Here is a 21,502-nt window from a genome sequence, read left to right on the forward strand (position 1 = left end):
AATGCGCGAGGCGATCAAGGATGCGGCCCGGGCCTGGTTCCACCTCCTGACCGGGGCCGCGCTCGCGATCCTCTGTCAGCTGATGGCAGGCGTCGCCCTCTTCACGGCCTTCCTCACCCTCACCGTCCTCGGCGCCGGGGTCCTCCCCGAGAGCGTCCTGCTGCTGCGCGTGCTCGCGGGCGCGGAGCGGCGCCGTACCGCCGCCAGAACCGGTGTGCCCGTCCCGGCGGCGTACCTTCCGCTCGAAGGCCCCCTCCCCGCGCGTGTGCGGACCGCCGTCACCGACCCCGGCACGCACCGGGATCTGATCTGGGCCGCCGCGCACGCCGTCTACGGGGTGGCGCTGTGGTGCGTCACGCTCGTGATGTGGGTGTGTGCGCTGCCGGTCGACGGCGTGTGGGCGGGGCTCGCCGGGAACCGCCCGGTGCTGCTGCCGCTGATCGGCCGGCTCGCCGACCTGGAGGCCGACTGGTCGCGCGCCCTGCTCACCCCGTCCCCGTCCGCCGCCCGGGACGCCGCGCTCGCCGCCCGTGTCGAGCAGCTGACCGCCACCCGGGCCGGCGCGGTCGCCGCGCACGGCGCCGAGCTGCGCCGGATCGAACGCGACCTGCACGACGGCGCTCAGGCGCGGCTCGTCGCGCTCTCCATGCGGATCGGCCTGGCCAAGAGGGCGTACGACTCCGATCCCGCGACCGCGCGGGCGCTCCTCGACGACGCCCAGGAACAGGCCGAGGAGGCGCTGGCGGAGCTGCGGCACGTCGTACGCGGCATCCACCCGCCGATCCTCACGGACCGCGGCCTGACCGGCGCGGTCCGGGCGCTCGCCGCGAGCAGCGGCCTGGAGGTGGACGTGTCGGTGGCAGACCCCCTCTCCGCAGACCCCCTCTCCGCAGACGGCCTCTCCGCAGACGGCCCTCTCGCCCCCGACGGCCCCCTCTCCAAGGACAGCCCCCGCGCCCCCGCCGCCGTCGAGGCCGCCGCGTACTTCGTCGTCGCGGAGGCCCTCACCAACGCCGCCAAGCACAGCGGCGCCGCCCGCGCCTCCGTCGCCCTCTCCCGCCGCCCCACAGGCCTGAGCGTCCTCGTCCGGGACGAGGGCCGCGGCGGGGCCGAGGCCGGCGAGCGCGGCGGCTCCGGCCTGACGGGCATGCGCCGCCGGGTCGCCGCGCTGGACGGCACCGTACGACTGACCAGCCCCCTGGGGGGCCCGACCGTGATCGAAGTGGAGCTTCCGTGCGTGTGGTGATCGCCGAGGACAACGCCCTCCTCAGGGAAGGCCTGGTGCTGCTGCTGTCCTCCTCCGGCCACGAGGTCGCCGGGGTCGCGGCCACCGGCCCCGAGATCCTGCCGCTGCTCCTGGAGCACCGCCCGGACGTCGCCGTCCTCGACGTACGGCTGCCGCCCGGCTTCCGCGACGAGGGGCTGCGGGCGGCGCTCACGGCCCGCGAGCAGCTCCCCGGGCTTCCCGTGCTCGTCCTCTCCCAGTACGTGGAGGAGACGTACGCGGCCGAGCTCCTCGGCGGCGGCGCCCGGGGCGTCGGCTACCTCCTGAAGGACCGGATCGGGCGGGTCGACGAGTTCCTCGACGCCCTGGAGCGGGTCGCGTCCGGCGGTACGGCCCTGGACCCGGAGGTCGTCGCCGAGCTGCTCGCCCGCCGCCGCGACGACCCGCTGGACTCCCTCACCCCGCGCGAGCGCGAGGTCCTCGAACTGATGGCCCAGGGCCACGACAACGGCACGATCGCCCGCTCGATGGTGGTCACCGAGCGGGCCGTGCACAAGCACATCGGCAACGTCTTCGCGAAGCTCGGCCTGCCGCCGAGCGACAGCGGCGGCCACCGCCGGGTCCTCGCCGTGCTCGCGTACCTCAACGCCTGAGGCGCCGCCCCGAAACCGGCAGGAACACGCCCGCCACGACCGTGACGACCACGGTCCCCGCGAGCAGGGCGGCCTGCGCGGGCGGCAGGTACGGCAGGCCGCCCGTCAGGGCCCAGGCGAAGGCGGTCAGCGGCAGCGCGGCGACCACGCCCCCGAGGAGCAGCCCCGTGGCCGTCAGGAACCCGGCCTCCAGGCCCAGCATCCGGCGCACCTGACCGGCCGAGGCGCCCACCTGGGTCAGCAGCGCGAGCTCGCCGCGCCGTCCGGCGCCGATCAGGGCGAGGGTGCTCAGGACGGAGAGGACGGTGAGCGCGCCGATCGCGGTGAGGACCGCCGCCGAGACGATCCCGTTCAGCTCGGCCCCGGCCGTCGTCACCTGCTCGGGTACGACGGCGGAGCCGGAACGAGCCGCGTCGGAAGGCGCGTCCCCCTTCGCCGCCAGCACGCGCGCGGGGTACGGGTCGGTCATGTGCGGGGCCAGTTCGGCCTTCGGCAGCAGGAACTCGCCGAGGGCGAGCGAGCGCGCGTACACCGCCACCACCCGCAGCCGCTTCTCCGTGCCGTCCCCGAGCCGCAGGGCCACCGTCGAACCGGGCCGTACGTCCAGCGAACCGGCCATGTCCGCGCCGACCGCGACCGTCCCGCGCCCGGCGAGTCCGGCCAGGTCGCCCGCGACCACGCCCGGGTCGAGCGTGCCCTTCAGACCGCCGGCGTCCACGCCGAGGACCGGGAGCCGGTCGAGGCGCGGCGTACCGGCCTGCGTGCGGGCGAGGACGACCGTCGAGCGCAGCACGTCCGTCGCCGCGGTCACGCCCGGCGTCCTCCGCACCTGCTCCGCCGTCGTGCCGGCGACCGCGAGGTCCGCGGTGGTCGCGGACCTCGCCTGCGCCTCGGCCTCCCGGACCATGGTCGATCCCGCGGTGAGCTGCACCAGCGCGAAGGCGGTGACGAGGACGACCGGGGTGAGGGCCGCCCCGAGCCGCCGCGAGTGCGCGGCCGCGCCGGCCGCCGTGAGCCGCCCGGGAGCCCCGCCGAGCCGGCGGAACGCCCCGTCCAGGATCCGCATCGCGCCCCGCGCGATCCACGGCCCGAGCAGCGCGCAGCCGGAGACGAGCGTCACCGTGGCCGCGCCGGCCGCGGCGCCGGCCGCCTCGCCGCCCTGCGTCGTGGCGGTCACGGCGGCGCCCGCGCCGAGGGCGAGCAGGACGAGCCCGCCGACGCGGCGCGCACGCCCCGGCCCCTGACGGCCCGCCCGGCGGGTCGAGAAGAGGACGACGAGCCGGGCGAGGCCCACCACGAGGGCGGCCGCGACGATGAGCGCGGCGGCGAACAGCCAGGGCGGCGTGGGCAGGACGAGCCCTTCCGGTACGACTCCGGTACGGGCCCGCAGCATCGACCACGCGACCAGGAACGCCGGTACGGCCGCCACCGCGCCGAGCACCGCCGCCGCACCCGCCACCCGGGTCACCTCCCGGCCGGCGGCGGCCCGCACCTGACGGGGTGTCGCGCCGACCGCGAGCAGCAGGTCCCGCTCCGCGCCGCGCTGGCCGAGCGCCTGCGCGACGAGCGAGGACAGGACGAGGACGGCGATGAGGAGGACCGTCCCCGAGACGGCCGCGAGGAGTTCGAGGAGCTGGGTCCGCGCGGGCGGCGCGGCGAGGTACTCGACGCCGCCGCGGCCGTCGCCGGTGAGCGCCCGGAGGGGCTGCCCCGACGCGGTGTCCTTGAGTCCGGCACGGTCCAGAGCGGCCCGCACGCGCGCGTGAAGGGTGTCCACGGGGACGCCCGGCTCGGCGAGGACCCCTACGGCGTCGACGGCGCCCGGGTGCCCGGCGAGCCGCCGCGCCTCCGGGGCGGTGACGTAGAGGGCGGCGGGCCCGTCGGCCACACCGACGACCGTCCGCCCGGCCACGGTCTCCCCGACCCGGACCCCGGCACCGGCGCCGCTTCCGGCCCCGACCACGACTTCTGCGGCCTTACGGGGCTCCCGCCCGTCGAGCAGCTTGTACGGCGCCAGCGAGGCGGCCTCCCAGGACCGCCCGGTGTACGTCTCGGCGGGGGTGCCGGCGCCCGTCCCCCGTACGACGAAGGTGTCGTCCGGGACCGCGGCCCGGACGCCGGGGACCTCGCGCAGGACGTCGACGGCCGCGCTCGGGATCCGTACCCGCTCGGTCAGGCCCGCCGAGACCGTGGTCGGCTCGCTCACCGGGGGATCGGTCGTCCAGCTGACCTCCTGGTCGCCCGCGACGACGACGGGCGCCGCCGCGTACCGCTCCACGCGCGCGTGGCCGAGTCCGACCGACCCGGCGGCGAGGGCGAGGGCGCCGAGCAGCGCCGAGGTGACGGCGACGGCCGCGAAGACGGCCGCCCACGCCTTGCGGTGCGTCCGCAGCGACCGGGTGGCGAGCAGCCTCACCGCAGGGTTCCAGGCCCGCTTCACCGCGCCACCGCCAGGTGCCGTTCGGTCGGCGCGCCGAGGGCCGCGCGGACCCCGGCCTCGTCCGGCCGGTCGAGGCGGCCGACCAGCCGGCCGCGCTCCAGGAACACCGCCTCGTCCGTCCAGGCCGCCGCCACCGGGTCGTGGGTGACGAGGACGACGGTCCGGCCGCGCTCGTCCACCGCGCGCCGCAGCAGGGCGAGGACCCCGGCGGCCGTGACGGGGTCGAGCGCGGCGGTCGGCTCGTCGGCGAAGACGACCTCGGGTTCGTTGACGAGGGCCCGCGCGATCGCCACCCGCTGCCGCTGGCCGCCGGAGAGGTTCTCGGGCGCGTCCTCGGCCCGGTCGGCGAGTCCCACGGCCGCGAGACCGGCCAGGGCGCGGCCGTCGAGCTCCCGGCCCTCGCGGGCGCCGGCGAGCAGCAGCGGCAGGGTGACGTTCTCCCGCACGTTCAGGGCGGAGACGAGGTTCAGCGACTGGAAGACGAAGCCGACGCGGTCGCGCCGCAGCCGGGTGAGGCCGGCCGCCTTCAGCGTGGCGAGGTCGGTGCCCCCGATGCGTACCGTGCCCGCCGTCGGCCGTTCGAGGCCAGCCGCGCAGCGCAGCAGCGTGGACTTCCCGGAGCCCGACGGGCCCATCACCGCCACGAACCGCCCGCGCGGCACGACGAGGTCCACTCCGTCGAGCGCGGGCGCACCGCCCCGGGACCTCGTGGTCGCTCCGTACGTCCGGCTCACCCCTTCCAGGGCGAGTGCGGCACCGCTCTCCGTCGCTGCTGTCGTCATCATGCCGACAACGCTAGAAAACCGCAGGTCACGGCGGTATGGAGCTGGCTTCCGGGTTGAGGGTGGAGCTAGCTACACCCTCAACCCGGATGTGCAGGGCGGGTCAGCGGCGACGACCGCGGTCGTTCTCGTCGTCGTGCGGGCCGAACAGCTCGTCCGCGAGCGTCGGCAGGTCGTCGAGCGGGGTCTCCTCGGCCCAGTCCGAGCGGCGGCGCGGCTGCCCGTTCTCGTCGAGCTGGGGCAGCTCGCGGGTCCGGTCGTTCGCACCCTGCGGCTCCGGCCGGGTCCCGCTCCGCTCGTCACGGAAGATGCCCTGCGGCACCCGGTCGGCGGGGTCCGACGCCCGGGAGTCCCGTACGGGAGGCAGGACGGCGGTCTCGTCGACGGCCCGCGGGTCCTTGATCTGCGGCAGGACGGCCGTCTCGGCCTCCGGCAGCTTCACGATCGGCGTGGCGACGGTGACCTCGGTGGGCGAGACCGTGGGGGCCTCGGACTCGGGAGCAGGCGTGGCGCCCGTCCGGGGGTCCTTCGCGGCGCCGGTCCTGGGGTCCACGGCATCCGGCTTCACGACCGGCGTCGCCACCGTGACCTCGTTCGCCGACTCCTCGGCGGCCCGGGCGGCCCGCTCGGCCTCGGCCCGCTGCTCGGCGGCACGCCGCTCGGCCGCCGCGCGCTTCTCCGCCGCGGCCTTCTTCTCCTCGGCGGCCTTCGCCGCGGCCGCCTCCGCCGCCGCGGCACGCTGAGCGGCGGCCTTCTCCGATGCGGCCCGTTCGGCCGCGGCCTTCTCCGCAGCGGCCTTCGCGGCCGCCTCGGCGGCGACCTTCTCCGCCGCGGCCTTCAGCGCGGCCTCCTCCGCCGCCTTGGCGGCAGCGGCGGCCTCGGCCATCCGGCGGGCCTCCTCGGCGCGGAGCAGGGCCTCCTCGGCCTTGCGCTGCTTCTCCAGGCGGCGCTCCTCGGCCTCGGCCCGCAGCCGCGCCTCTTCCTCGGCCTCCTTGCGGATCCGCTCCTGCTCCTCCTGACGGGCCTTCTCCTCGGCGGCGAGGCGCTTGCGCTCCTCCTCGGCGGCGAGCTCGGCGGCCACCCGGGCCTCCTCGGCCTTCCGGCGGGCCTCCTCGGCCTGACGCTCGGCCTCCAGGCGGCGCGCCTCTTCCTCCTCGCGCCGCTTGCGCTCCTCCTCCTCGGCGCGGAGCTTGGCGAGCTGCTCCTGCCGCTCGCGCTCCAGGCGCTCCTCCTCGGCCTTGCGGGCGGCCTCTTCCTCGGCGAGGCGGCACGCCTCCTCCTCGGCCTTCCGGCGGGCCTCCTCGGCGGCCTTCACCTCGGCCTCGGAGAGCGGCAGCATCCGGTCGAGCCGGTGGCGTACGACGGTGGTGACGGCCTCGGGCTCCTGGCCGGCGTCGACGACGAGGTAGCGGCTCGGGTCGGCGGCCGCGAGGGCGAGGAAACCGGCCCGCACGCGCGCGTGGAACTCCGGCGGCTCGGACTCCAGCCGGTCGGGCGCCTCGGTGAAGCGCTCCCGGGCCGTCGCCGGGGAGACGTCGAGGACGACGGTGAGGTGCGGGACGAGCCCGTCGGTCGCCCAGCGCGAGATGCGGGCGATCTCGGTCGGGGACAGGTCCCGGCCGGCGCCCTGGTAGGCCACGGACGAGTCGATGTACCGGTCGGAGAGGACGATGGCGCCCCGCTCCAGCGCGGGCCGGACCAGGGAGTCGACGTGCTCGGCGCGGTCGGCCGCGTACAGCAGGGCCTCGGCGCGGTTCGAGAGCCCCGCCGACGACACGTCGAGGAGGATCGAGCGGAGCCGCTTGCCGATCGGGGTGGCACCGGGCTCGCGGGTCACGACGACCTCGTGGCCCTTCGCCCGGATCCACTCGGCGAGCGCCTGGACCTGCGTGGACTTCCCGGCCCCGTCGCCGCCCTCCAGGGCGATGAAGAAGCCGGTCGGGGAGGGCGCCTGGGCGGGGTCGGAGCCGCGCAGCGCGTCGCGCAGGTCGCGGCGGAGCGGGACACCGGCGCGGTCGTCGGTCTTCGCGAGGACGAGTGCGGCGACCGGCAGCAGCAGGGCGCCGATCAGGGCGAGCGTCAGGGCCGCGCCGCCGTGCGCGAAGACGGCGCTCTCCGCGGCGAGCCGGTACTGCCCGATGGCGGCGGCGAGCAGCGGCGCGGCGAGCGCGCCGACGGCCATGCCGACGCGGGCGTTGGCCTGGAGGTGCTCGGTGGTCCGGGCGCGGCGCGGTTCCTCGGTCTCCTGGTCGACGAGGGTGTGGCCGGTGTTGGCGGCGACACCGGCCGCGTAGCCGGCGAGGACGGCGAGGAACAGCACGGTCGCCGTGTCCGGCACCAGGCCCATGGCGATCAGCGCGACACCGGTGACGGCGGTCGCGAGGGCGAGCAGCCGGCGCCGGGACAGGACGGGCAGGACGGAGCCGGCGGTGCGGATGCCGACGGCGGTGGCGCCGCTGAGCGCGAGGATCAGGAGCGCGTACGTGAGGGGGCCGCCGCCCAGGTCGTACGCGTGGAGTACGGCGAGGGACGCGGCCGCGGCGATCGCCCCGGCGACGATGGCGCAGGTCAGGACGAGCAGGGGCAGGACGCCGGTACGGCCCTTCCCCTCGTCGGCGCCTTTCTCGGCTGCCGGGCGGCGCAGCCCCTCCAGGGGCGAGCGGGGCCTCGGCGTCCGCCCGCCGGGCAGCGCCATCGCGTACAGGCCGGTGACGGAGGCGGCGAACAGGCCGGCCGCCACGTACGAGCCGAGGGCCGCCTGGTGCAGCGAGAACCAGTCGAGTCCGGTGCCGAGCAGATCGCCGACGAGCGTGGCGACGAGCAGGACGGCGGCCGCGGCGGGCACGGCGAGGAAGCCGGTGCGCTGGGACAGCCGGCGCAGCGCGCCGAGGTGGTCGGGCAGCGGCCGTACGGCGTCGCCCTCCAGCGGCGGGGCGGGCAGCAGCGCGGGCGCCGCGCCCTCGCGGCAGATGGTCCAGAGCCGCTCGGCCGCCCCGGTGACGAAGACGGTGCCGAGCAGGTACCAGAGCGCGCTGTCGGGGATCCAGTCGATCCACAGGGGCGCGATGACGAGGAGCGCGATGCGCAGGCCGTCCGCGCCGATCATGGTCCAGCGGCGGTCGAGCGGGCCGTCGGGCCCGGTGAGCGCGGTGAGCGGCCCGAGGAGGACGGCCCCGAAGAGGACCGTGGCCAGCAGGCGCGTACCGACGACGGCGGCCACGGCGAACGCGGCCCCCCGGTACCCGCCCCCGAACGCGCCCTCGACGACGGCCGCCTGGAGGACCAGGAGGACGAGGACGAGGAGGGCGAGGGCGTCGCCGACACTGCCGGCCACCTGGGCGCCCCACAGCCTGCGCAAGGGCTGATGGCGCAGGAGGGCCCGTACGGAACGCTCCTGGGAATCCGCGACGAGTGCGGCGTCGGAATCGCCGAGGCGGTCTGGCTGCTCTGCTCGCGTCATCCGTCCACCCTATCCGGACGGCATTGCTCCCCGCGGCCTCCGACCGAACATCCGGACGAGCCTGTGACGAAGGCGGGGCGGGGGCCACCCGGCCCCCGCCCCGCCTTCGTCACACCCTGCGTCTACTCCGGCTGCGACGCCGCCGTCTTCTTGGCCGCGGTCGTCTTCTTCGCCGCCGTGGTCTTCTTCGCGGCGGTCTTCTTGGCGGCCGTGGTCTTGGCGGCGGTGGTCTTCTTCGCCGCCGTCTTCGTGGCCGTCTTCTTCGCCGTGGTCTTCTTCGCCGGGGCCTTCTTGGCGGTCTTCTTCGCCGGTCCCTTGGCCCGCTTCTCCGCGAGGAGCTCGTAGCCGCGCTCCGGCGTGATCGTCTCCACGCTGTCGTCGGTGCGCAGGGTGGCGTTGGTCTCGCCGTCCGTCACGTACGGGCCGAAGCGCCCGTCCTTGACGACGACCGGCTTCTCGCTGACCGGGTCGGTGCCCAGCTCCTTCAGCGGCGGCTTGGCCGCCGCCCGGCCGCGCTGCTTCGGCTGCGCGTAGATCGCGAGGGCCTCTTCCAGCGTGATCGAGAAGAGCTGCTCCTCGTCGGTGAGCGACCGCGAGTCCGTCCCCTTCTTCAGGTACGGGCCGTAGCGGCCGTTCTGCGCGGTGATCTCGACGCCCTCGGCGTCCGCCCCGACGACCCGCGGCAGGGACATCAGCCGGAGCGCGTCCTCCAGGGTGACGGTGTCGAGCGCCATCGACTTGAAGAGGGAGGCCGTGCGCGGCTTCACCGCGTTCTTGCCGGTCTTCGGGGTGCCCTCGGGCAGGATCTCCGTGACGTACGGGCCGTAGCGGCCGTCCTTCGCGACGATCTGGTTGCCGCTGACCGGGTCGGCGCCCAGCTCGAAGTCGCCGCTCGGCTTGGCGAGCAGCTCCTCGGCGTGCTCGACGGTCAGCTCGTCGGGCGCGAGGTCGTCCGGGACGTCGGCGCGCTGGTGGCCCTCCGCGTCCTTCTCGCCGCGCTCGACGTACGGGCCGTAGCGGCCGACGCGCAGCACGATGCCGTTGCCGACGGGGAACGAGGAGATCTCGCGCGCGTCGATCGCGCCGAGGTCGGTGACGAGCTCCTTGAGGCCGCCGAGGTGGTCGCCGTCGCCGTTCCCGGCGTCCGCCGCGCCGCCCTGGCCGGTGCCGTCGCCCTCACCGAAGTAGAAGCGCTTCAGCCACGGCACGGACTTGGCCTCGCCCCGCGCGATGCGGTCGAGGTCGTCCTCCATCCGGGCGGTGAAGTCGTAGTCGACGAGCCGCCCGAAGTGCGTCTCCAGGAGGTTGACGACGGCGAAGCTCAGGAAGGACGGCACGAGGGCCGTGCCCTTCTTGAAGACGTAGCCGCGGTCGAGGATGGTGCCGATGATCGACGCGTACGTCGACGGGCGGCCGATCTCGCGCTCTTCGAGCTCCTTGACCAGCGAGGCCTCGGTGTAGCGGGCCGGCGGCTTCGTCGCGTGGCCGTCCACCGTGATCTCGTCGGCGGTCAGCGCGTCGCCCTGGGCGACCTGCGGCAGGCGCCGCTCGCGGTCGTCGAGCTCCGCGTTCGGGTCGTCGGCCCCCTCCACGTACGCCTTCATGAAGCCGTGGAAGGTGATCGTCTTGCCGGACGCCGAGAACTCGGCGTCACGGCCGTCGGCGGCGCGGCCGCCGATCTTCACGGTGACCGAGTTTCCGGTCGCGTCCTTCATCTGGGAGGCGACGGTCCGCTTCCAGATGAGCTCGTAGAGCCGGAACTGGTCGCCGGTCAGGCCGGTCTCCGCCGGAGTGCGGAAACGATCACCCGAAGGGCGAATCGCCTCGTGCGCCTCCTGGGCGTTCTTGACCTTGCCCGCGTAGACGCGCGGCTTCTCCGGCAGGTAGTCGGCGCCGTACAACTGCGTGACCTGCGCCCGGGCCGCCGAGACGGCGGTGTCGGACAGGATCGTGGAGTCCGTACGCATGTAGGTGATGAAGCCGTTCTCGTACAGCTTCTGCGCCACCTGCATGGTCGCCTTCGCACCGAAGCCCAGCTTGCGGCTCGCCTCCTGCTGGAGGGTCGTGGTGCGGAAGGGCGCGTACGGCGAGCGGCGGTACGGCTTCGACTCGACCGAGCGCACGGCGAACGCGGTGTCGGCGAGCGCGGCGGCGAGCGCCCGTGCCTTCTCCTCGTCCAGGTGGAGCACGCTGTCGGACTTCAGCCGCCCGTCGGCGCCGAAGTCACGGCCCTGGGCGACGCGCTTGCCGTCGACCGCCGCGAGGCGCGCGACCAGCGAGGACGGGTCGGAGGCGTCACCGGTACGGCCGGTGCCGAAGGTGCCGGTGAGGTCCCAGTACTCGGCGGAGCGGAAGGCGATGCGCTCGCGCTCCCGCTCGACGACGAGCCGGGTGGCGACGGACTGCACGCGGCCGGCGGACAGCCGCGGCATGACCTTCTTCCACAGGACCGGCGAGACCTCGTAGCCGTACAGCCGGTCGAGGATGCGACGGGTCTCCTGGGCGTCGACCATGCGCTGGTTCAGCTCGCGCGGGTTGGCGACGGCCTCGCGGATCGCGTCCTTGGTGATCTCGTGGAAGACCATCCGGTGGACCGGGACCTTGGGCTTCAGGACTTCCTGGAGGTGCCACGCGATGGCCTCGCCCTCGCGGTCCTCATCGGTGGCGAGGTAGAGCTCGTCGGACTCGGCGAGCAGCTCCTTGAGCTTCCTGACCTGTGCCTTCTTGTCGGCGTTGACGACATAGATGGGCTGGAAGTCGTGCTCGACGTCGACTCCGAGGCGGCGCACCTCGCCGGTGTACTTCTCCGGCACCTCGGCGGCGCCGCTGGGGAGGTCGCGGATGTGCCCGACGCTCGCCTCGACGACGTAGCCAGGGCCGAGGTAGCCCTTGATCGTCTTCGCCTTGGCAGGCGACTCGACGATGACGAGTCGGCGGCCGCCGTGTGCGGTCTCGCTGGTCGGGGACAACTTCGCTCTTCTCTCCGGATCGACACTCTCTGGGCACCTACGGCACTGGCACGCACGGCAGCGGCACGGACGGTGACGCTCCCGTCGCTGCGGAGTGTGACGGTACAACCCGCCCCCGTGTCAAACGGCGAAAGCCCGCAACGGCCACTCGAACGGTAACCCGAGTCCTGGCATTCCTGCCGCCCGGACTCCCGGTCGGGCGGGGCGGGCGGACGCGCCGGAGCTCCGGAGCGAGATCGCGAGAGAGATCCGGAGGAGGATCCGCAGGGGATCCGGAGGAGGATCCGGAGGGGACTCAGAGCCTGCCGAAGCACCAGACGCCGAGGAGGAGGAAGAGCGCGCCGAAGAGGCTCGTGAACGCCACGGCCGTGCGCGGGGCGACCCCGTACGCCACGGGCGCGCGGTGCAGCGTCCGCACGGTGGTCCACACCAGCAGCGCCGCTCCGAACAGCGTGAACGCCGCTCCCGCGAAGATCGCCGGCCCGCTCTCCATGCCCGTACCCCGTTCCGTCCACGTGCGGTGTTCGTCTCCCGCAGCCGAGGCTGGCACCTCCGGGCATCTGTGATGCGAATTCCGGGTGAACGACGCGGACCGTCCCGTACGGTTTCACGAAGATGGCCGGTAGTGACCCACTCCTCACTCCCTCTCCTTCTCCTCCGTCACATCGTGTCGAGCGTGGCCCGGCGCCTGCTGCCGCGCTCGAAGGCGGCCAGCAGGGCGACGGCGAGCAGCCCCCAGCCGGCGCCCACCGCGAGCTCGGTCCCGAGCAGCGCCCCGTCCAGACCTCCGCCCGCGGTCAGCCGCCGCGCCGCGTCCGCCGCGTGCGTGAGCGGCAGCAGCTCGCCGGCGAACCGCATCCACTCCGGCAGCGACTCCCGGGGCACGGCGGCGCCCGTCAGGAGGAGGAGCACCGAACTCGCCACGTTGGACACGAGGAACACGTCGCGGAAGCGGAGCCCGAGGGCCCCCAGCGCGAGCCCGAAAGCCGAGCAGGCACCGGCGGCGGCGAGCAGCACCAGGCCGAGCGCGGGCAGCGCCCCGGCGGGCACGGGCAGCCCGAGCACGAGCGCGGCGGCGGTGAGCACGAACGCGCTGACGAACAGCCCGTTGAGGACGTACGGGAGGGCTCGTCCGGTCCAGAGCGGGACCCGGTGCCGGGGCGAGAGCAGGACGGCGCCGAGAGTCCCGTACCGCCGCTCGTTGGCGACGGCCATCGTGCCGCCGTACACGCAGGAGGTGGAAGCTGCGAGGACGGCGTTCCCTACGAGGTGGAAACGGTCGTCGGCGACGCCCAGTTCCCGCCCGAGGAAGACAAAGAAGAAGACCTGGAGAAGCGGCCCCACCAGCAGGGTTCCGATGAACATCGGCGGGGTCGTCCAGTTGAAGAGCGCCCGGTAGGAGATCGCCCCGCCGACGACGAGGAGCCGGGCGGTGCCGGGGAAACGGAACATCTCTGTCTGGCCTTTCAGGTGAGCGCGAGGGTGGCGGCGGCGCGCGCCCGGCGCTCCACCCGCCCGAGGACGAGGACGGCGGCCAGGGCGTATCCGGCCCCGAGGGCGACGGCGGCGAGCAGCGGCGTGAGCACGTCCCCGCCGGAGGTCGCCGCGTGCACGGCCCGCGCGCCCCAGGTGGTGGGCAGCGCCCAGGACAGCGGGTGCGTCCAGGCGGGCAGCACGGTGACGGGAACGAGGAGTCCGGACAGCAGCCAGACGGGTGTGTCCAGCGGGTTGGCCAGGGCGTTGGCGTTGCGCAGCAGGACGAACGTGGCGGCGAGGAGCAGCCCCATCATGCCGAGCGCGAGGACGCACACGGGCACGGCGAGCAGGAAGAGCAGCGGGTGCGCGAAGTCGAGCGGGACGCCGAAGAGGACCACGCCCCACAGGACCGTGGCGCCCATCGCGTACGTGCCGATGACGGCGGTCGCGAGGGTGATCGGGAGCAGGACGAGCGCGAGCGGCGCCGGCGCGACGACCAGGGTCTCCAGCGTGCCGAGCCACCGCTGGTTCTGCACGGCACCGCCCGAACCGAAGAGCACCGAGCCCCAGATGCCCATCAGTCCGGCGCCGACGGAGGCGGTGAGCAGCCGGTCGGGGTCGCCCGCCGCCCGGAAGAGGTAGACGGCGAGGGTCGCGTAGACGAGCGGGACGAGGACGGCGAAGGTGATCTCGATCGGGGAGCGCGACATGTACGAGACGTGGGTGCGCACGCCGACGAGGATCAGCCGGAGGACGCGCCTCATACGGACAGCTCCTCGGTCACGCCATCGGTCACGCCAGAGGTCACGCCACCGGGCACGCCCGCCGGGGTTTCCTCGGCCTCCGCGAGCCCGACCGCGGCCTCCGCCGCTTCCTCCACGATCGCGATGTAGGCGTCCTCCAGGGACGGTTCGCGGCTCGTGACCCGCCCGATCCGTACGCCGTCCAGCGCGGTCAGCACCGGTCCGTGCAGCTCGGCGGAGCCCCGGCCGGTCTGCACGGTGACGATCTGAAGGGCTCCCCGGTCCTCGACCGACGCGCCCCGCACGCCGTCGATGCGGCGCACCCGGTCGAGGCGTTCCTCGTCCACGCCGTACGCCTCGATCTCCAGGACGTCCCGGCCCCGCACACGGGACTTGAGGCTCTCGGGCGTGCCGAGGGCGCGGATCCGGCCGCCCGCGATCACGGCGATCCGGCCGCAGAGTTCGTCGGCCTCGGCCATGTAGTGCGTGGTGAGCAGGACGGTGGTGCCGCCGGCGGCCAGGTCGGCGACCGTACGGCGCAGATCGCGCGCGGCGACGGGGTCGACGCCGATGGACGGCTCGTCGAGGAAGAGGACGTCGGGGCGGTGGAGGAGGCCGCGGGCGATGTGGAGGCGCTGCCGCATGCCGCGCGAGTAGCCCTCGACGCGTTCCTTCTCGCGGCCCACGAGGCCGACCAGGTCGAGGAGTTCGGCGATGCGCCGCTTCTGGTCGCGGGCCTCGACGCCGTACAGCTCGGCGAAGTAGCGGAGGTTGTCGAGCGCGGAGAGCCGGTCGTACAGGCCGCGGTCGCCGCCGAAGACGTACCCGATCCTGCGGCGTACGGCGACGGGGTCGCGGGCCACGTCGTGGCCGAACACCCGGGCCGTGCCGGAGGTCGGCAGGAGCAGGGTGTTGAGCATCTTGATGGTGGTGGTCTTCCCGGCGCCGTTGGGGCCGAGCAGGCCGAAGAGTTCCCCCGGCGCCACCTCGAAGGTGACCCCGCGCACGGCTTCGGTCTCGGTCCGCCGGGGCTTCAGCCACCCGGCCCTGCTGGTGTAGGTGCGGCGCAGCGCGTCCGCCTCGATTGCGAGCATGCGGCGGACGGTAGAAGCCGGCGGAGGGGCGCTGCCATCGATTCGGGAGCCCCCGAATCGTGCGGCGGCACGACGGCTCGGGCGACCGCCGGCAGCCCGCCCGCTCAGGCGACCGCGTGCAGCACGTCCTCCCCGACGAGCAGCGCGAGCAGCGACCTGCCGGTGTCCGTGAGCTGGTAGTACACCGAGCGCCCGACCCGGTGCCGCGTGACGACACCGGCCTCCGAGAGCACCGACAGGTGTTCGGACACGGTGCTCGGCGCGAGGCCGAGCCGGTCGGCGAGCCCGGCCGTGGTGAGCGGCCCGCCCAGCTCGCGCAGGACGGCCGCGCGGCCCCGGCCGAGCATCAGGCCGAGCCGGTCCTCGGCGACGGGCTCGGGCGGTTCGCGCAGGGCGGCGGCGCCCCGGGCCTGGAAGCTGAGGGCGAAGACCTCGGGGTCGTCCGTCGAGTACAGCCGGCAGCCCTCGGCGAAGACCAGCGGCACGAGCACGAGGCGCCGCTCTCCGGGCGCGTACTCCGCGTCGATGTGCTTGGTCAGTTCGAGTACGGGGGGCTGCCACCGCCCCCGCGCCTCCAGGCCCGCGAACAGCGCGTCGACGCCCTCCGTCGCGAACGTCCTGGCCCGGACGAGCACTTCGTCCTCGACGAGCCGCCGCATCGTCGGCCAGTACGGCGCGACCGCGCCCTCCCAGTAGGCCTCGTACGCGTCGGCGAGCGCCGCGCAGGCCGCCTCCGGGTCCTTCAGGTAGGGCTGTACGAAGGGCGCGTCGGCCATGCCGGGGTAGCAGACGGCCACCTGCTCGCGGACGAACTCCGGGGCGGTGCCCCGCAGCGCGGCCAGCTCCTCGTGGACGTTGACCGTGCCGAACGGCCGGGGCAGCAGGAAGTCGGAGTCCACGGCCCGCCCCACGGCGAACAGGTCCCACAGCGGGCGGAGCCTGTCGTCCTCCCGCCACACCTCGCGCGCCTGCCCGACCCACTCCTGGTACGGCCAGGAGGGGTGCCGGTGCGGCAGCGCGAGGTGCATCGAGCAGAACGCGTCCCGCAGCGGGCTGATCGCGATCCGGGTCGCCCCGAGCGAGGCCTCGTCCAGCTCGATCCGTATCAAGCGAGGCTCTCCTCGCCGTGCGCCCCGGGCGTCTCGCCGACGGGCAGCAGGAAGCCCTCCTCGACGAGCAGCCGGATCGCCTGCGGGGTGCGGTCCCGCAGTATCACCGGGTCCTCCCCCATCAGCTGCCCGATCGCGTCGAGGATGCGGCCGGCGCTGAGGGTGCCGTCGCACACGCCGGCGAACCCGGCGCCGACGTGGTCGACCCTGGTGGCCCGGCGCATGCCGCGGTTCTGCCGGAGCACGACGTGCTCGGGGTCCTCGGCACCCGGCAGCCCGACCTGCTCCTGCATGACCTCGGGCGCGAGCGTGAAGCGGTCGGCGAGAAGCGCGGCGTCGTCGTGGGACCGCAGGTAGTCCTGGCGCTCGAAGTGGGCGCGGATGGTGGCGCCGAGGGGCTGCTCGACCGGGTGCGGCCACTCCTCGACGAGGATCGAGGGCTCGGTCTCGCCGGCCTCCACCGCGGCGTTCCGCCGGATCGTGATCCAGCCGAAGCCGATGGCCTTGGTCTTGCGGGCCTCGAACTCGTCGAGCCAGCGCCCGTACGCGAGCCGGTACTCGTCCGGGTCGCCGCGGTGGTCGCCGCTGTCCCGCAGCCAGAGCTCGGTGTACTGGGTGACGTCCTGGACCTCGCGCTGCACGATCCAGGCGTCGCAGCCGCGCGGCACCCAGGACCGCAGCCGGTCCTGCCAGTCCTCGCCCTCCACGTGCTGCCAGTTGGCGAGGAACTGGGCGTATCCGCCGTCGTTGAGCCGCTCGCCCGCCTCCTGCACGAGCGTGCGGCACAGGTCGTCGCCGCCCATCCCGCCGTCCCGGTAGGTGAGCGCGGCGCCGGGGGAGATCACGAACGGCGGGTTGGAGACGATCAGGTCGTACGTGTCGCCGTCGACCGGCTCGAAGAGCGAGCCTTCGAGCAGCTCGGCCTCCCGGGCCCCGGAGAGCGCGAGCGTGAGCCGGGTGAAGTCCAGGGCTCGCGGGTTGAGGTCGGTGGCGGTGACCAGGGTGGCGTGCTGGGCGGCGTGCAGCGCCTGGATGCCGGAGCCGGTGCCGAGGTCGAGCGCGGCGGACACCGGCGTGCGGACGGTGATCCCGGCGAGCGTGGTGGAGGCGCCGCCGACGCCGAGGACGACGCCCTCGGCCTTCTTCCCGATGCCGCCGGCGCCGCCGACGGCGCAGCCGAGGTCGGAGACGATAAACCAGTTCCCGCCGTCCTCGCCGCCGTAGGGCCGGACGTCGACCGTGGCGAGCACGGCGTCGTCCTCGCGGATCACCCAGCCGTCGGCGAGGGCCTCGTCGAGCGGGAGCGCGGCGGCGGCGCTCCCGTACGGGACGGCCCGCTGGAGCAGGAAGAGCCGGACGAGGGTCTCCAGCGGCGAGTCGCCGCGGGTGGCACGCAGGGCGGGCACGGTCTCGCTGCGGGCGAGCGCCGCGTAGGCGGGGGCGCCGAGCAGGTCGAGCAGGCCGTCGGCGGTGTAGTCGGCGGCGAGCAGTGCCTCGCGCAGACGGTCGGCGTGCGCGGGCACCGGGAGGCGGGGGGGCAGGCTGGTCGTACTCACGGATCCCATTGTGACGGCCGCCACCGACATCCGGGCGGCCGACCCGGCGGCAGGCGGCCGATCGCCGCCGCCGGGGTGGGGACGACCTACTCCGAGGACTTCTTGGTGGGCTTGGCGGAGGCCTTCTTGCTCGGCCCGGAGGAGTCCGAGCCGGAGTCGGAGCCGGCGTCCGTGCCGGCGTCCGCGTCCGAGCCCTTGTCCGAGGAGGTCGAGCCGGGCTTCGGCGAGGCCGTGGCCGATCCGGAGGTCTTCGGCGGGACCGAGGCGGTGGGCTTCTGGCAGCCGGGCTGCTTGGCCATCGCCTGGCCCAGCTCGCCCTCCTCCAGCTTGGCCAGCGCCGCCTGGTCCATCTTCTCGATCTTGGTCAGCCCGTCGGCGACGTCCTGGAGGCCGTCGGCGAACTTCTGCTGGTTGGCCGGGTCGAGCGCGTCGACTTCCTTCTTGAGCCCCTCGTAGGCCACCGCGGTGGCGTTGAGCTCCTTGATCGCGTCCTGCTGGACCTTCGCGCCGTTCTCGACGGGCGGGGCCCCGGCGGCCTCGACGGCCTTGGCGAGGGCGCGGTCGGCGTTGGCGATGTCCTGGAACGCCTTCGAGTCGGCGGCCTGGATCTCGGCCGGCTTGCTGTCGGCGGCCGTCGAGATGATGATCTGGTGGGCGTTGGCCCGCTTCTGGATCTGAGGCTTCGCCTGGTCGCAGAACGTCTTCGCCCAGTCCTCCACCTTGTTGCCCTCGTCGTCGCTGCAACCGGACAGCACGAGCATCAGCACCGCGCCGCCGGACAGTGCGGCCGCAAGCTTCTTGTTCACCGGATCGGTCCCTTCCAAGGCTCTCGGCCCCGGAACATACACGCCGAACGGGCTACTTCCACCTTTCGTGGGAGGGATTCATCCCACAATGCAGTCGTTTGAACCAAGCGAGAACGCTCCCCGGACGCCTCCGGCGCCCGGGGAATGAGACGGACGACACGTCAGGAGACGGTCACCGAACGCCGCTTGGAGACCCGGACCGCGACGACCACGACGAGGACCGCGAGCCCCGCGACCGCCGCCCGCAGCCAGTCGCTTGCGTCGTCCCCGTAACCGAACTTCACGACCGCCGGGGCGATCAGCAGCGCGACCAGGTTCATCACCTTCAGGAGCGGGTTGATCGCCGGGCCCGCCGTGTCCTTGAAGGGGTCGCCGACGGTGTCCCCGATGACGGTCGCCGCGTGCGCCTCGCTGCCCTTGCCTCCGTGGTTGCCGTCCTCGACCAGCTTCTTCGCGTTGTCCCACGCGCCACCGGAGTTGGCGAGGAAGACCGCCATCAGGGCGCCCGTGCCGATCGCCCCGGCGAGGTACGCGCCGAGCGGGCCGACACCGAGCGCGAAGCCGACCGCGATCGGGGCCGTCACGGCGAGCAGCCCGGGCGTGGCGAGTTCGCGCAGCGCGTCCTTGGTGCAGATGTCGACGACCCGTCCGTACTCGGGCTTCTCGGCGTACGTCATGATTCCGGGGTGCTCGCGGAACTGCCGCCGCACCTCGTACACCACCGAACCGGCGGACCGGGACACCGCGTTGATCGCGAGTCCGGAGAACAGGAACACGACCGACGCGCCGAGGATAAGCCCGAAGAGGTTGTTGGGCTGAGAGATGTCCATCGAGAGCGTCAGCAGGTCCGCCGCCCCGCCGATCGCGCCGACCCCGCCGGCCTCGGCGACCGCCGTCGCGATGGCGTCCCGGTACGAGCCGAAGAGCGCCGCGGCCGCCAGGACGGCGGTGGCGATGGCGATGCCCTTGGTGATGGCCTTCGTCGTGTTGCCGACGGCGTCGAGGTCGGTGAGGACCTGCGCGCCCGCGCCCCGCACGTCCCCGGACATCTCCGCGATGCCCTGCGCGTTGTCGGAGACCGGGCCGAAGGTGTCCATGGCGACGATCACGCCGACGGTGGTGAGCAGGCCCGTCCCGGCGAGGGCGACCGCGAACAGCGCCAGCATGATCGAGGCGCCGCCGAGCAGGAACGCGCCGTACACGGCGAGCCCGATCAGCAGGGCCGTGTAGACGGCGGACTCCAGGCCGAGCGCCACGCCCGCGAGGACGACGGTGGCGGGTCCGGTCAGCGAGGACTTGCCGATGTCCCGCACCGGCCGCCGGCCCGTCTCGGTGAAGTAGCCGGTGAGCTGCTGGATGAGCGCGGCGAGGACGATGCCGATGGCGACCGCGACGAGGGCGAGCACCCGCGGGTCGCCGCCGTGGCCGGGGATGCCGGGCTCGGTGACGCCCTCGAGCTCGGCGTACGAGGACGGCAGGTACGTGAAGGAGGCGACGGCGACCAGCACGAGCGAGATGGTCGCCGAGAGGAAGAAGCCCCGGTTGATCGCGCTCATCCCGCTGCGGTCGGCGCGCCGCGGGGCGACCGCGAAGATGCCGATGACCGCCGTGACCACGCCGATGGCCGGCACGATCAGCGGGAACGCGAGGCCGTAGTCGCCGAAGGCGGCCTTGCCGAGGATGAGCGCCGCGACCAGCGTCACCGCGTACGACTCGAAGAGGTCGGCGGCCATCCCCGCGCAGTCGCCGACGTTGTCGCCCACGTTGTCGGCGATGGTGGCGGCATTGCGCGCGTCGTCCTCGGGGATACCCTGCTCGACCTTGCCGACCAGGTCGGCGCCGACGTCGGCGGCCTTGGTGAAGATGCCGCCGCCCACCCTCATGAACATCGCGATGAGCGCGGCGCCGAGACCGAAACCCTCCAGGACCTTCGGCGCGTCGGCGGCGTAGACGAGGACGACGCAGGAGGCCCCGAGCAGTCCGAGGCCGACGGTGAACATACCGACGACCCCGCCCGTACGGAAGGCGATCCGCATGGCCCGGTGCGCGACCTCGGTGAGGTCCTTCTCCGGTTCGCCCGGTGCCGGGGTGGCCTCCCTGGCCGCGGCGGCGACCCGCACGTTGGCCCGGACGGCGAGGCGCATGCCGACGTATCCGGTGACCGCCGAGAAGAGCGCCCCGACCAGGAAGAACAGGGACCGCCCCGCGCGCTGCGACCAGTCGTCGGCGGGCAGCAGCATCAGCAGGAAGAACACGGCGACCGCGAAGACGGCGAGGGTGCGCAGCTGCCGCGCGAGATAGGCGTTCGCGCCCTCCTGTACGGCGGCGGCGATCTCCTTCATCTTCTCGGTGCCCTCGCCTGCCGCGAGCACCTGCCGGACGAGGAGCTGGGCGACGACCAGCGCGCCGAGGGCGATGGCCGCGACGACGACCACGATCGTCCGGTTCCCGCTCGTGAGCACCGCCGCGGCGAGCGAAGTGGGGTCCATGGGGACGGATCATAAAGAGACGAAGCGGTACATACGGGGACCCTGCGGGGCCACCGCGCGGATGCACCAATCCGGGCGGCCGCACGAACCGGCGGGGGAGCGGCCGTACCAACCGGCGGAAGAGCGGGCGCACGAACCGGCGGAAGAGCGGCCTCACGAGCCGGCGGGGCAAACGAGAAGAGGCCCTGCTCAGGGCAGGGCCTCTTCTCGTCGCGCGTGTAAGGGTCGGGCGACGTCAGGACAGGACGTCCGCCGGGCTGGTCGGCCAGCTCATGCGGATGGTGCCGCCGTCCTCGCCGGCGCTCACCTCGACGTCGTCGACGAGCCCGCGGATCACCGCGAGACCCATCTCGTCCTCGCCGTCGGCGTCGTCGAAGTCGTCGGCCGGAGCCGAGGACCGCGCACCGGGCACACCGGCGGCATCAGCCGCCGCCACGCCCGCGCCCGGCACCTCGTCGCCGACCTCGATGGAGAAGGTCTTCTCCTCCTCGGTCAGCACGACCCTGATGGGGGTCGTGACGCCGTTGCTGCGATGCAGCCCGACCGCACGGGAACAGGCCTCACCGACGGCGAGACGCACCTCGTCGAGGACCGCCTCGTCCACCCCGGCCCTGCGGGCGACCGCGGCCGCCACCAGGCGGGCCGTACGGACGTGCTCGGGCTGAGCGCTGAATCGGAGTTCAACGGTGGCCATGCGATC

At 74.1% G+C, this 21,502-nt stretch carries 15 protein-coding genes; 2 read left to right on the forward strand and 13 right to left on the reverse strand.

Annotation, left to right across the window (positions count from 1 at the left end; all coding sequences use genetic code 11):
* The first annotated feature begins 1 nt into the window (after position 1).
* Positions 2-1,246, forward strand: a complete 1,245-nt coding sequence (locus tag ASC82_RS26170) for a sensor histidine kinase (protein WP_056652862.1) — start codon at positions 2-4, stop codon at positions 1,244-1,246.
* Positions 1,234-1,878, forward strand: coding sequence for a response regulator transcription factor (locus ASC82_RS26175; RefSeq protein WP_056652865.1), 645 nt, complete (start codon positions 1,234-1,236; stop codon positions 1,876-1,878). Before ASC82_RS26170 ends, ASC82_RS26175 begins: the two co-directional genes overlap by 13 nt.
* On the opposite strand, the gene ASC82_RS26180 is transcribed toward ASC82_RS26175, so the two are convergent.
* From ASC82_RS26180 to ASC82_RS26240, 13 genes are all read right to left on the reverse strand, one after another.
* Positions 1,868-4,294: an FtsX-like permease family protein gene (locus ASC82_RS26180; RefSeq protein ID WP_242427786.1), complete on the reverse strand. Its 2,427-nt coding sequence runs from the start codon at positions 4,292-4,294 to the stop codon at positions 1,868-1,870. The two genes, ASC82_RS26175 and ASC82_RS26180, sit on opposite strands and share 11 nt — an antisense overlap.
* 20 nt (positions 4,295-4,314) lie before the next feature.
* Positions 4,315-5,103, reverse strand: a complete 789-nt coding sequence (locus ASC82_RS26185) for an ABC transporter ATP-binding protein (protein WP_056652871.1) — start codon at positions 5,101-5,103, stop codon at positions 4,315-4,317.
* 100 nt (positions 5,104-5,203) lie between these two features.
* Positions 5,204-8,560, reverse strand: coding sequence for a dTMP kinase (gene tmk, locus ASC82_RS26190; protein WP_079039487.1), 3,357 nt, complete (start codon positions 8,558-8,560; stop codon positions 5,204-5,206).
* A gap of 122 nt (positions 8,561-8,682) precedes the next feature.
* Positions 8,683-11,529, reverse strand: coding sequence for a type I DNA topoisomerase (gene topA, locus ASC82_RS26195; protein ID WP_056652874.1), 2,847 nt, complete (start codon positions 11,527-11,529; stop codon positions 8,683-8,685).
* 295 nt (positions 11,530-11,824) lie between these two features.
* A complete protein-coding gene (locus ASC82_RS26200) occupies positions 11,825-12,022 on the reverse strand; it encodes a hypothetical protein (RefSeq protein ID WP_056652877.1) in 198 nt (65 codons plus the stop codon).
* A 167-nt stretch (positions 12,023-12,189) separates the two neighbouring features.
* On the reverse strand, positions 12,190-12,981 hold the full coding sequence (locus ASC82_RS26205; RefSeq protein WP_024759188.1) for an ABC transporter permease: 792 nt from the start codon (positions 12,979-12,981) through the stop codon (positions 12,190-12,192).
* Positions 12,982-12,995: 14 nt separating this feature from the next.
* Positions 12,996-13,769, reverse strand: coding sequence for an ABC transporter permease (locus ASC82_RS26210; RefSeq protein ID WP_056652880.1), 774 nt, complete (start codon positions 13,767-13,769; stop codon positions 12,996-12,998).
* A complete protein-coding gene (locus tag ASC82_RS26215) occupies positions 13,766-14,842 on the reverse strand; it encodes an ABC transporter ATP-binding protein (RefSeq protein WP_242427787.1) in 1,077 nt (358 codons plus the stop codon). Before ASC82_RS26215 ends, ASC82_RS26210 begins: the two co-directional genes overlap by 4 nt.
* A 104-nt stretch (positions 14,843-14,946) precedes the next feature.
* Positions 14,947-15,951 carry a helix-turn-helix domain-containing protein gene (locus tag ASC82_RS26220; RefSeq protein WP_056652883.1) on the reverse strand — a complete coding sequence of 335 codons (1,005 nt, stop codon included), beginning with the start codon at positions 15,949-15,951 and terminating at the stop codon, positions 14,947-14,949.
* On the reverse strand, positions 15,948-17,516 hold the full coding sequence (locus ASC82_RS26225) for a methyltransferase (RefSeq protein ID WP_242427788.1): 1,569 nt from the start codon (positions 17,514-17,516) through the stop codon (positions 15,948-15,950). Before ASC82_RS26225 ends, ASC82_RS26220 begins: the two co-directional genes overlap by 4 nt.
* Positions 17,517-17,593: 77 nt before the next feature.
* Positions 17,594-18,313, reverse strand: coding sequence for a small secreted protein (locus tag ASC82_RS26230; protein WP_079039488.1), 720 nt, complete (start codon positions 18,311-18,313; stop codon positions 17,594-17,596).
* Positions 18,314-18,474: 161 nt separating this feature from the next.
* A complete protein-coding gene (locus ASC82_RS26235; RefSeq protein WP_056652889.1) occupies positions 18,475-20,802 on the reverse strand; it encodes a sodium-translocating pyrophosphatase in 2,328 nt (775 codons plus the stop codon).
* Between the two features lie 235 nt (positions 20,803-21,037).
* Positions 21,038-21,496 (reverse strand): ATP-binding protein, encoded by a 459-nt coding sequence (locus ASC82_RS26240; RefSeq protein WP_055642713.1) that lies wholly within the window; start codon positions 21,494-21,496, stop codon positions 21,038-21,040.
* Positions 21,497-21,502 lie beyond the last annotated feature (6 nt).

This window comes from Streptomyces sp. Root431 (assembly GCF_001426585.1).
Taxonomy (GTDB): domain Bacteria; phylum Actinomycetota; class Actinomycetes; order Streptomycetales; family Streptomycetaceae; genus Streptomyces; species Streptomyces stackebrandtii.